The sequence below is a fragment of the Pseudochelatococcus lubricantis genome, assembly GCF_042432495.1.
GTDB lineage: Bacteria > Pseudomonadota > Alphaproteobacteria > Rhizobiales > Beijerinckiaceae > Pseudochelatococcus > Pseudochelatococcus lubricantis.
Genome location: NZ_JBHLXC010000002.1, coordinates 325,877 through 337,834, shown reverse-complemented (window position 1 = coordinate 337,834; position 11,958 = coordinate 325,877). Strand labels below are relative to the sequence as shown.

Genomic DNA, 11,958 nt, shown 5'->3' with positions numbered 1-11,958 from the left:
CGCCGTCAGGCCGCGATGGAGGCGTGCGGCGCGGCGGCGTGCACGTCCGCGTCGACATGCGGCGCGAAGGACGCGAAGTTCTCGCGGAACATGCCGACGAGGCGCGCCGCCGTCTCGGCGAACTCCGCCTTGTTCGCCCATGTCTTGACCGGATAGAGAATGTGCGGCTCGACGCCCGGCACGGAAGTGGGCACCGTGAAGCCGAAGTAGGGATCGGTACGGAAGTCTGCCCGGTTCAGCGAGCCGTCGAGCGCCGCCGACAGCAGCCGCCGCGTCACGCGGATCGGCATGCGCCGCCCCACGCCGTACTTGCCGCCCGTCCAGCCCGTGTTCACCAGCCAGCAGTCCACGCCGTGGCGGGCAATGAGATCGCGCAGCAGATTGCCGTAGACGGACGGATGGCGCGGCATGAACGGCGCACCGAAGCAGGTGGAGAACGTGGCCTCCGGCTCCGTGACGCCCTTTTCCGTGCCGGCGACCTTGGCCGTGTAGCCCGAGAGGAAGTGATACATGGCCTGCGCCGGCGTCAGCTTCGCGATGGGCGGCAGCACGCCGAAGGCGTCGCAGGTCAGCATGACGATGTTCTTGGGAATGCCGGCCCTGCCGGTGGCGCTGGCGTTGGGAATGAAGTCGAGCGGATAGGCGCAGCGCGTATTCTCGGTCTTCGAGATGTCGTCGAAGTCCGGCACGCGCGTCAGCGGGTCGAGCACGACGTTTTCCAGCACCGTGCCGAAGCGCGAGGTGGTGGCGAAGATCTCGGGCTCCGCCTCGGCGGAGAGGCGCACCGTCTTGGCGTAGCAGCCGCCCTCGAAGTTGAAGATGCCGTTCGCCGACCAGCCGTGCTCGTCGTCGCCGATCAGCGTGCGGGAGGCATCGGCGGAAAGCGTCGTCTTGCCGGTGCCGGACAGGCCGAAGAACACAGCCGAATCGTCGTCGTCGCCGGTGTTGGCCGAGCAGTGCATCGGCATGACGCCCCGCTCCGGCAGCACGAAGTTGAGATAGGTGAACACGGATTTCTTGATCTCGCCCGCGTAGGACGTGCCGCCGATGAGCACGATCCGCCGCGAGAAGTCGCAGGCGATCACCGTGGAGGAGCGCACGCCGTGGCGCGCGGGATCGGCGCGGAAGGAGGGAAGGTCGATGATCGTCAGGTCGGGGACGAAGTCCGCAAGGTCGCTTTTGTCGGGCCGGATCAGCAGGTTGCGGATGAACTGGGAATGCCACGCATATTCGGTGAACACCCGCGCCTTCACGCGGTAGGCGGGGTCGGCGCCGGCATGGAGATCCTGCGCGAAAAGCTCCTTCCCGGCCGCGTGGGCGAGGAAGTCCGCCAGCAGGACGTCGAACGATTCGGGTGCGAGCGCACCGTTGTTGTCCCACCACACGGCCTTTTCGGTCAGGGCGTCGCGGACGATGAACTTGTCCTTGGGGCTGCGGCCGGTGTGAACGCCGGTGTCGGCGACGAGCGCGCCGCCCGCCGCGAAGGTCGCCTCGCCACGCCGGATGGCCTCTTCGCTGAGGAAGGGTGCGTCGAGATTCCAGTAGATGCGCGCCGCGTCGCGCAGGCCGGGGGCGCCCGTGGCGCCGATCGTTCCGGCATCTGCCGCGTTGTTGAATACCCCGATGTTCTCCACGGTACGCTCTCCCTGATTGTTTCGGCTGACCGCTTCCGATGTCCGTCCACGATCCGGTTCCGGTTCGTTACAGTAGATGCCAATGTGACGAAACAATGCAATCCGGGATTACACATCTTTCGGCGATTCGGGCGTCGCCGGCGGCGCCCGCGCCGCCGCACGCGGGCGTTCTCCGATTGTATCGGGGGCGGGGAAAGTGTAGTTTGCCGAATTGTGGCTGGCCCGCCGGAGCGAAAACCGGTTGCCGCAGCGGCTTCGGACAGGGAAGCGCCATAATTCGGCCCCGCTCGCCCGTGCAAAAGGGGGGCAGGTTCCGGGGGAGCCAGTGCCGAGGAGAGCGACATCGTATGCCAACCATCGCCCTTGTAGATGACGATCGCAACATCCTGACGTCGGTATCCATCGCGCTTGAGGCCGAGGGCTACCGCATCCAGACCTACACCGACGGCGCCACCGCGCTCGACGGCCTGGCCAGCGATCCGCCCGACATGGCCATCTTCGACATCAAGATGCCGCGGATGGACGGCATGGAGCTGCTGCGCCGCCTGCGGCAGAAGTCCGATCTGCCGGTGATCTTCCTCACCTCCAAGGACGACGAGATCGACGAACTGTTCGGCCTGAAGATGGGCGCGGACGATTTCATCCGCAAACCGTTCTCGCAGCGCCTGCTGGTGGAGCGTGTGCGGGCCGTGCTGCGCCGCGCCGCGCCGCGCGACCAGTCCGCCCCGCGCGAGGCCGACGTCGCCGCGCGGGTGCTGGAGCGCGGGCACCTCAAGATGGACCCGGAACGCCACACGAGCACCTGGCGCAACCAGCCGGTGACGCTGACCGTGACCGAGTTCCTGATCCTGCAGGCGCTTGCCCAGCGGCCTGGCGTGGTGAAAAGCCGTAACGCGCTGATGGACGCCGCCTATGACGACCAGGTCTATGTCGACGACCGCACGATCGATAGCCATATCAAGCGGCTGAGGAAGAAGTTCAAGGCCGTGGACGACGAGTTCGACATGATCGAGACGCTATACGGCGTCGGCTATCGCTTCAAGGAAGCATGACCGAACCCGCGCGGCGGCCCGGCCGGCTGATGACGATGACACGCTGATGGGCGATGACGATCGAGTATCCTGACACAGGCGTTGCCCGGGCTTCCGCCGAGGCGCCCGCCACCCCGCCCCGCGCCGGCGCGCGGCGCTGGTGGCGGCGCGCGGGACGGCGCATGCTGCGCGGCGTGCTGCGGCGAGGCCTTTCCAGCCTGACGCGGCGCATCGTGCTGCTCAATCTCGCCGGCCTCGTCGCGCTGCTGCTCGGCTTTCTCTACCTCAACCAGTTCCGTGCCGGCCTCATCGAGGCGCGCACGCAGAGCCTGCTCATCCAGGGCGAGATCATCGCCGGCGCCATCGCCGCCTCCGCCACGGTCGAGACGGACACCATCACCATCGATCCCGACCGGCTGCTGCAGCTTCAGGCCGGCGAGAGCCTCGGGCTCGGCGACGACCTGTCCCCGCTCGATTTCTCCATCAATCCGGAGCAGGTGGCGCCGGTGCTGCGCCGCCTCGTTACGCCGACGCGCACCCGCGCCCGCATCTACGACAGGGAAGGGATGCTGCTGCTCGACTCCCGACACTTCTATTCGCGCGGCGACATCCTGCGCTACGACCTGCCGCCCATCGACCAGCAGCCGGGCCCGCTGGAGCGGGTGCGCGACTGGACCGCGCCGCTCACCCGGCTTTTCGGCGGCGGCAGTTCCGGCTTCTCGGAGGAGATAAGCACGGCCAACGGCCGCAATCTCGCCGAGGTGAAGCAGGCCCTGTCCGGCACGGCCGCCAGCACTGTCCGCGTCAATGGGCAGGGCCAGACAATCGTCTATGTGTCGGTGCCGATCCAGCGGCTGCGCACGGTGCGCGGCGCGCTGCTGCTTTCCACGCAGGGCGGCGACATCGACGCCATCATCGCCGGCGAGCGCTGGGCACTGCTGCGGGTGTTCGCCGTCGCCGCCGCGGTGATGACGGTGCTGTCCGTGCTGCTCGCGGGCACCATCGCCGGCCCGGTGCGGCGGCTGGCCGAGGCGGCGGAGCGCGTGCGTCGGGGCATCAAGTCCCGGCAGGAGATTCCCGACTTTACCGACCGGTCGGACGAGATCGGCCACCTGTCGGGGGCGCTGCGCGACATGACGCAGGCACTCTACCGCCGGATCGACGCCATCGAGAGCTTTGCCGCCGATGTGGCGCACGAGCTGAAGAATCCGCTGACCTCCCTGCGCAGCGCCGTCGAGACCCTGCCGCTGGCGCGCAACGACGAAGCGCGCGCGCGGCTGATGGCGGTGATCCAGCAGGACGTGAAACGGCTCGACCGGCTGATCAGCGACATTTCCGACGCCTCGCGCCTCGACGCCGAGCTGGCGCGCATCGAGGCGGAGCCCGTAGATGTGCTGCAGCTCGTGGAGGCCGTCGCGGCCGTGGCGCGGGGCGTCCATGACCATCCCATCACCGTGACGGTCGCGGCCGTTGACGATCCGGGCCGGGATTTCCTCGTGCTCGGCCAGGACGGCCGGCTGGGACAGGTGCTGAACAACCTCGTCGACAACGCACTGTCGTTCTCGCCGCCGGACGGCGAAATCCGCGTCTCCCTCGCGCGGGAGGGCGGCGACGTGGTCGTGGCCGTGGAGGATGACGGGCCCGGCATTCCCGAGCATGCGCTGGAGCGCGTGTTCGAGCGTTTCTACACGGATCGCCCGGAACAGAAGTTCGGCCAGAACTCCGGTCTCGGCCTGTCGATCTCGCGCCAGATCGTCGAGGCGCACCGGGGGCGGATCGAGGCCGGCAACTGCACGCCGCAGCCGGGTGCGCCGGAAGGGCGCGCCGGCGCCCGTTTCGTTGTGCGCCTGCCCGCCCTCGTGCAGGAGGAGGACTGAGGGCGAGATGGCGCAGGACACCCGGCCGCGCTCGCAAACGCAGCACGCCACGGCGGTCGTCATCGGCGAAACGGGGGTGCTGATCCGCGGCCGTTCGGGAACGGGCAAGTCGACGTTCGCCCGCCGGCTGATCGACCGCGCGGCACGCGGCGGGCGCTTCGCCCGCCTCGTCAGCGACGACCGCGTGCGGCTGACGGCCATTCACGGCAGGCTGTTGGCGGAAACCGTGGCGCCCATCGCGGGCCTGCTGGAGGTGCGCGGCGTGGGAATCGTGAGGGTTCCCCACGAGCCCGCCGCCGTGATCGGGATGGTCGTCGACGTCGACGTGACACCTCCACGGTTGCCTGAGTCGTGCGACAAAATGACCACAGTGTTGGAAATAGTTCTCCCACGTCTCGCCATCGGCGGCCTCATCGACGCAGCCGACGTGGTCGACTGCCTTGTTGCGCAACGAGAAAGCGGCGGCAGGCGCGGTTTATGGCTGAACGATGACAAAATGAACTTAGAACCCTTGCACTTTTCCGTGCAATGCACAAAATGATTGCTCCTGTCATGGATCGTGACGGTGATACAGGGTTCTGAATGATCGGTCTCGTATTGGTGACTCACGGTTCTCTGGCGACGGAATTTCGCGCCGCGCTGGAGCATGTCGTCGGTCCGCAAAAACAGCTGGAGACCGTCGCTATCGGTCCGGAAGACGATATGGACGGCTGTCGACAGGATATCCTGTCGGCCGTATGCAGAGCAGATGCCGGGGACGGCGTGGTCGTGCTGACCGACATGTTCGGCGGCACGCCGTCTAACCTCGCCATTTCATGCATGAACGGCAGCAAGGTGGAGGTGATCGCCGGGATCAACCTGCCCCTGCTCATCAAGCTTGCCTCGGTAAGGGAAGATCATCCGCTCGACGAGGCGGTGATCGAGGCCCAGGAGGCGGGCCGCAAGTACATCAACGTCGCCAGCCACGTCCTGACGGGGCGGTGACGTCGCGGCGCTCCGCCGAAGGAGCGCACGTTTGTGTGTTGAACAGGCCGGCTGAAGCGGTTACCTGAAAGGTGCGCGGCGCGGATGCTGCCGGTGTGGCCGCGACCACGCCTGTGACTGTTGCGCCTGAACTGTTTTGCGCCGGGTAAGGCGCCGTGCGAAGAGTGCCCGACCTTGACCGACTCCGTTGACAGCGCCGCCCCCCGACATACCGACAACGCATCCCCGGATGCCGGAGACGGCGCGGCCGTGCCGCCGCGCGAGCTGCCGATCATCAACCGCAAGGGACTGCACGCGCGCGCCTCCGCCAAGTTCGTCCAGACGGTTGACCGCTTCGATGCGGAGGTCACTGTCACCCGCTGCGGGGAAACAGTCGGCGGCCGCTCGATCATGGGCCTGCTGACGCTCGCCGCCGCCAAGGGAACCACCATCGTCGTGGCCGCCTCCGGCCCGCAAGCCGTCGAGGCGCTCGACGCCATCGAGGCGCTGCTCGCCGACCGTTTCGGAGAGGACGAGTAGGCCCGGCGCGTTTTCTATATAAAGACTTCTTTATATGCTTATTGCCGTTCTTTCCTGACGCTGCTATAGAGCGGACCAGAACGGCGTGTGCCCGCACGCCGGAACCGCACTTCACGATGGGACGCTGTTCATGTCGCAGGATTATGTCGTCAAGGATCTGTCGCTGGCCGACTGGGGCCGCAAGGAAATATCCATCGCCGAAACGGAGATGCCCGGCCTGATCGCGGTGCGCGAGGAATTTGGCCCGTCGCAGCCGCTGAAGGGCGCGCGAATCGCCGGCTCCCTGCACATGACGATCCAGACGGCGGTGCTCATCGAGACGCTGAAGGCGCTGGGCGCCGACGTGCGCTGGGCTTCCTGCAACATCTATTCCACGCAGGACCACGCGGCGGCGGCGATAGCGGCCGCGGGCGTGCCGGTGTTCGCTGTGAAGGGCGAGACGCTGGAGGAATACTGGAACTACACGCGCCGGATTCTGGAATGGGGCGACGGCGGCACGCCGAACCTCATCCTGGACGATGGCGGCGACGCGACGCTGCTGGTTCATCTCGGTCTGCGTGCCGAGCAGGGCGACGCGGCCTTCCTCGAAAAGCCGTCCTCCGAGGAGGAGGAGGTGCTGTTCGCGCTCATCCGCCGCACGCTTTCCGAAAAGCCCGGCTGGTTTGCGGAACTTGCGGCCAACATCGTGGGCGTGTCCGAGGAGACGACGACGGGCGTGCACCGTCTCTACATCATGGAGCGGGAGGGCAACCTGCTGTTCCCGGCGATCAACGTCAACGACTCGGTCACCAAGTCGAAGTTCGACAACCTCTACGGCTGCCGCGAGTCGCTGGTTGACGGCATCCGCCGCGGCACCGACGTGATGATGGCCGGCAAGGTCGCCATGGTGGCGGGCTTCGGCGATGTGGGCAAGGGCTCCGCCGCCTCGCTGCGCAACGCGGGCTGCCGCGTGCTCGTCTCCGAGATCGACCCCATCTGCGCCCTGCAGGCGGCGATGGAAGGCTATGAGGTGGTGACGATGGAGCAGGCGGCGCCGCGCGCCGACATCTTCGTCACGGCGACCGGCAACAAGGACATCATCACCCTTGATCACATGCGCGCGATGAAGGACCGCGCCATCGTCTGCAACATCGGCCACTTCGACAACGAGATCCAGGTCGGGTCGCTGCGCAACTTCCAGTGGGACAACATCAAGCCGCAGGTGGACGAGATCACCTTCCCCGACGGCAAGCGCATCATCCTGCTGTCGGAAGGCCGTCTGGTGAACCTCGGCAACGCCACGGGCCATCCCTCCTTCGTGATGTCGGCCTCCTTCACCAACCAGACGCTGGCGCAGATCGAGCTGCACACGAAGCGCGGCGAATATGAGAAGAAGGTCTACACGCTGCCCAAGCACCTCGACGAAAAGGTCGCGTCGCTGCACCTCGCCAAGATCGGCGTCACGCTGACGAAGCTGACGGACGAGCAGGCGACCTATATCGGCGTCTCCGCGAACGGGCCGTTCAAGGCGGACCACTACCGCTACTGAGGCGGCAGCTTGGCCGGGCGCGGCCGGGCGCTTGTGAACGTCCGGCTGCGACATATTGAATCGTTTGACGATTCCCCCTGTCCGGGAAGTCCAGATAGCTGGGGGCAGGCTGCGTTTCCTCCCCGTTAACCACTTTCTGATGAGCTGCACGAAACGTTAATGTACAGGTGATTCGCGGCTCGGTTTTTCGCCGGGCGGGTATTATCGGCAAAACTTTCCGGGCAGGCTCTTCGGGCGGGGATGATGAGGGCGATGGCGCGCAGGCATTGGCGTCGGTGCGGGGCTGCATTGTCGGTGCGCGCCCGCCGCGCGGCCGTGTGCGCGGGCCTGCTCACGACACTCCTTGCCGCCGGCGGCGTTGCGGACGCGGTGGGCGCGACCAGCGGCGAGGCAGACGGCGCCGTTGACGGTTTTGCACTGCGCTACACACCCCGATCCGCCATCGTTCTCACGGGTTTCGCCGGTCTCGCGGTCGCCTTCGCGCTCGCGGCTGCTGCGCTGGCGCGCGAACGCGCGCGCGGGCGCATGGCGACGACCGCCCTGCTGCGGGAGCTGAACGATCTGCGCGCGCGGCACGACCGGCATGTCACCCTGATCGCCAGCGATCCGCAGGTGATCGTGAGCTGGCCGGGGCGGGACAGCGAACCCGTCATCGAGGGCGACGCCGGCATTGCGGTGCCGGGGCAGTCGGCGCGGCGCGTGCTGGCCTTCGGCGCCTGGCTCGCGCCCTCGCACGCGCAGGCGCTGGACGCCGCGCTCGATGCGCTGAAGAACGGCGGCGAACGGTTTCACCTGGGCGTGCGCGCGCTGGACGGCCGCTATTTCGAGGCGGACGGGCGGGCCATCAGCGGGCAGGCGGTCTTTCGCCTGCGCGAGATGACGACGGACAGGCAGGAACTCGCCCGCGCCCGCGATTCGCTCACAGCCGCGCGCGGCGACCTCGCGGCGCTGCGCACCATGCTCGACGCCATGGCGCAGCCCATATGGCTGCGTGACCGCGAAGGCGCGCTGATCTGGGCCAATCTCGCCTACGCGGCGGCGGTGGGTGCGGCGGACGGTGCCGAGGTCGTGGCGCGGCAGGTTGAGCTGCTCGACGAGGACGCGCGCCGTGCCGTTCGGACGCGCATCGCGGAGGGGGCGATCTACACCGGCCGCGTGACGACCGCGGCGGGCGGAACGCGGCTGTCGCTGGAGATCGTCGAGAGCCCCGGCGGCAGCGGCGCGGCCGGCACGGCGAGCGACGTGACGGCGCTGGAGGAGGCGCGCGCCGATCTCGAACGTCTGCGGGAGGCGCATGCCCGCACGCTGGACAAGCTGCCCACGGCGGTGGCGATCTTCGACGCGGACAAGCGGCTGGTGTTTCACAACGCTGCCTATCGCAGGCTCTGGGCGCTGGACGCCGACTTTCTGGAGACCGTGCCCGGCGACGGCGACATTCTCGAACGGCTGCGCGGCGAGCGCAAGCTGCCGGAGCAGGCCGACTTCCGCGCCTGGAAGCGCGAGCTGTTCGCCGCGTATGGCGCGAGCGCGCCGCAGGATCACTGGTGGTATCTGCCGGACGGACGCACGCTGCGCGTCGCCATCACACCGAACCCGCAGGGCGGCGTGACCTACGTCTTCGACGACGCGACAGAGCGGTTCACGCTGGAATCGCGGTACAACGCGCTGATGCGCATCCAGGGCGAGACACTCGATTCGCTGCGCGAGGGCGTCGCCGTGTTCGGCTCGGACGGCGGGCTGACGCTGTCGAACCCTGCCTTCTCCGAACTCTGGGAACTCGACGACAGCCTGATCGCCTCGCGCCCGCATGTCGACGCCATCGCCGGCCATTGCGCCGCGCGCTCCACGGATGCCGCTGTCTGGCGCGACATCCGCATGGCGGTCGCCGGCCTGCACGACGCCCGCACCGCGCATACGTTCCGCGTCGTGCGCAAGGACGGCGCCACGCTCGATTGCGCCACGGCGCCCCTGCCGGACGGCTCGACCCTGCTCACCGTCACGGACATGACAGCCAGCGTCAATGTCGAGCGGGCGCTGACCGAGCGCAACGAGGCGCTGGAAAAAGCGTCGCGCATCCGCGACGATTTCGTGCATCATGTTTCCTATGAGCTGCGCTCCCCGCTCACCAGCGCCATCGGCTTCGCCCAGCTGCTGGCGGAGGAGACCGTGGGGCCGCTCAATGCCAAGCAGCGCGAGTACGCGGACCACATTACACGCTCGTCGGAAAGCCTGCTGGCGCTGATCAACGACATTCTGGACCTCGCCAGCATCGACAACGGCGGCGTCGAGATGAACATGGGCGATGTCGATGTGGCCGAGGCGGTCGCCGGCGCCATCCGCGGCATCGAGGACAGGCTGGCGGAAAAGGCCGTGCGGCTGCGCGTCGATGTGCCGGTGGATATCGGCGTCTTCATCGGCGATGCCCGCCGGGTGCGGCAGGTGCTCTACAATCTGCTGTCCAACGCGGTCAATGCCTCGCCGGAAGGCGGGACGATCGTCGTGGGCGCGGTGCGCGGCGGCGAGGATATCCGTATATCGGTCGCGGACGACGGGCCGGGAATGGCTCCCGGCGAGGCGGAGCGGCTGTTCTCGCGCGCGCAGGCCGCGACGGGCATGCGGCTTTCGGTGGGTGTCGGCCTGTCGCTCGTCGGCTCGTTCGTGGAACTGCACGGCGGGCGCGTCGAGGTGGAATCGGTCCCCGGGCAGGGCACGCGGATCGTCTGCATATTCCCGCTCGCGCGTGCGCAGGACAAGGCGGGTGAAGCCGGAGAAGCCGCCGCATGACGGATAATGGAACCAGCACGGGCGCGGCCGGAACGCCGGCGACATCGCCCATGACGACCTGGGCGGTGCGCCTCGGCGACGAGGCGGCGACGGAACATCTCGCCCGCGTGCTCGCGGACGAATCGCAGCCCGGCGATCTCATCACGCTCTCGGGCGATCTGGGCGCGGGAAAGACGACCTTCGCGCGCGCCTTCGTGCGCGCCTTCGCCGGCGATCCCGGACTTGAGGTGCCGAGTCCGACCTTCACGCTGATGCAGCTTTACGAGACGGCGCGCGGCAATGTCGTGCACGCCGATCTCTACCGCATCTCCGACCCGCTGGAACTCGACAATCTGGGCTGGGACGAGGCCATTGAGGACGCCGTCGTGCTGGTGGAATGGCCGGATCGCGCGGGAGAATACCTGACGGCCGACCGGCTCGACGTGAACCTGCGGCTGGTGCCGGGGCTGGAAGGCGAGCGGGTCGCGGTACTGACGGCGACGGGCAGCCGGGCGGCGTGGCTCGCGGATTTCAAGGCCGTGCGCACCGTGCTCGACCGCGCGGGATGGGGCCTCGGGGAGCGCAAGCCGATCTACGGCGATGCGTCGAGCAGGCGCTACGAGCGGGTGACGAAACCCGGCGGCGAGACGGCTATCCTGATGTTCTCGCCACCGCGCCCGAAGGTTCCCACTCTGGGGCGGGAGAAGCCCTATCACGTGGTCGCCCGCCTGTCGGAATCCGTGCATGCCTTCGTCGCAGTGGACCGGGGTCTGCGGGCGCTCGGCTTCAGCGCGCCGGTCATCTACGGGCAGGACCTAGACGCGGGCCTGCTGCTGGTCGAGGACTTCGGCGGCGAGGGCGTGGCGGATGCGGCGGGGCCCATTCCGGAGCGCTACGCGGAGGCGGTGCGCCTGCTCGCCCGCCTGCATGCCTCGCCGGTGCCGGATGTCCTGCCGGTCGTCGAGGGCGTGGACCATGCCATACCGCCCTACGATCTCGACGCGCTGACGATCGAGGTGCGCCTGCTGCTCGAATGGTATCTGCCCTACCGGGCGGAGCGATTCGTGCCGAATGCGGGGCGCGAGGCCTTCGGCCGGATCTGGACCGGCCTGCTGAACGAGGTGACCGCCGGCCCTCACACCTGGGCGCTGCGCGACTTCCACTCCCCGAACCTGATCTGGCTGAAGAGCAGGCAGGGCGTGGCGCGCGTCGGGCTGATCGACTTCCAGGACGCGGTGATGAGCCACCCGGCCTACGATCTCGCCTCGTTGTTGCAGGATGCCCGCGTCACCGTTTCGCCGGAACTCGAACTGCGGCTGCTCGCGCTCTATGCACGGGAGCGGCGCGCGCGGGATCCCGCCTTCGATGCCGAGGCGCTGACGCGCGCCTATGCCATCCTCGGCGCACAGCGCGCGACGAAGCTGTTCGGCCTCTTCGTGCGACTCGACCGGCGCGACGGCAAGCCCGCCTATCTGGCGCACCTGCCGCGCATCGGCGAATATCTGCGCCGCAATCTCTCCCATCCCGCGTTGCACGAGTTGCGTGACTGGTTTGCCACGCACCTGCCGCAACTGGCGACGGAGGCCTGATTCCGCCTGCAGGGGGTGCACGCGCGGGCGTTT

At 68.0% G+C, this 11,958-nt stretch carries 9 protein-coding genes; 8 read left to right on the top strand and 1 reads right to left on the bottom strand.

Annotated features, from left to right (window positions below; translation table 11 throughout):
- Positions 1 to 5 precede the first annotated feature (5 nt).
- On the bottom strand, positions 6 to 1,589 hold the full coding sequence (locus ACFFJ7_RS04470) for a phosphoenolpyruvate carboxykinase (RefSeq protein WP_377592074.1): 1,584 nt from the start codon (positions 1,587 to 1,589) through the stop codon (positions 6 to 8).
- A gap of 392 nt (positions 1,590 to 1,981) precedes the next feature.
- On the opposite strand from ACFFJ7_RS04470, the gene ACFFJ7_RS04465 reads away from it, so the two are divergent.
- The 8 genes from ACFFJ7_RS04465 (at position 1,982) to tsaE (ending at position 11,925) form a co-directional block, all read left to right on the top strand.
- A complete protein-coding gene (locus ACFFJ7_RS04465) occupies positions 1,982 to 2,686 on the top strand; it encodes a response regulator (RefSeq protein WP_377590881.1) in 705 nt (234 codons plus the stop codon).
- 53 nt (positions 2,687 to 2,739) lie between these two features.
- Entirely contained in the window at positions 2,740 to 4,542 is a 1,803-nt protein-coding gene (locus tag ACFFJ7_RS04460; protein ID WP_377590880.1) for a sensor histidine kinase, read from the top strand.
- Between the two features lie 7 nt (positions 4,543 to 4,549).
- A complete protein-coding gene (locus ACFFJ7_RS04455) occupies positions 4,550 to 5,083 on the top strand; it encodes an HPr kinase/phosphorylase (RefSeq protein ID WP_377590879.1) in 534 nt (177 codons plus the stop codon).
- A gap of 41 nt (positions 5,084 to 5,124) precedes the next feature.
- A complete protein-coding gene (locus ACFFJ7_RS04450; protein ID WP_166947575.1) occupies positions 5,125 to 5,526 on the top strand; it encodes a PTS sugar transporter subunit IIA in 402 nt (133 codons plus the stop codon).
- 174 nt (positions 5,527 to 5,700) lie between these two features.
- A complete protein-coding gene (locus ACFFJ7_RS04445) occupies positions 5,701 to 6,045 on the top strand; it encodes an HPr family phosphocarrier protein (protein ID WP_208394015.1) in 345 nt (114 codons plus the stop codon).
- Between the two features lie 130 nt (positions 6,046 to 6,175).
- Positions 6,176 to 7,573 carry an adenosylhomocysteinase gene (gene ahcY, locus ACFFJ7_RS04440; RefSeq protein WP_377590878.1) on the top strand — a complete coding sequence of 466 codons (1,398 nt, stop codon included), beginning with the start codon at positions 6,176 to 6,178 and terminating at the stop codon, positions 7,571 to 7,573.
- Positions 7,574 to 7,825: 252 nt separating this feature from the next.
- On the top strand, positions 7,826 to 10,357 hold the full coding sequence (locus ACFFJ7_RS04435) for a sensor histidine kinase (protein ID WP_166947571.1): 2,532 nt from the start codon (positions 7,826 to 7,828) through the stop codon (positions 10,355 to 10,357).
- Positions 10,354 to 11,925, top strand: coding sequence for a tRNA (adenosine(37)-N6)-threonylcarbamoyltransferase complex ATPase subunit type 1 TsaE (gene tsaE / locus ACFFJ7_RS04430; protein ID WP_377590877.1), 1,572 nt, complete (start codon positions 10,354 to 10,356; stop codon positions 11,923 to 11,925). The genes ACFFJ7_RS04435 and tsaE overlap by 4 nt, the downstream gene beginning before the upstream one ends.
- Positions 11,926 to 11,958 lie beyond the last annotated feature (33 nt).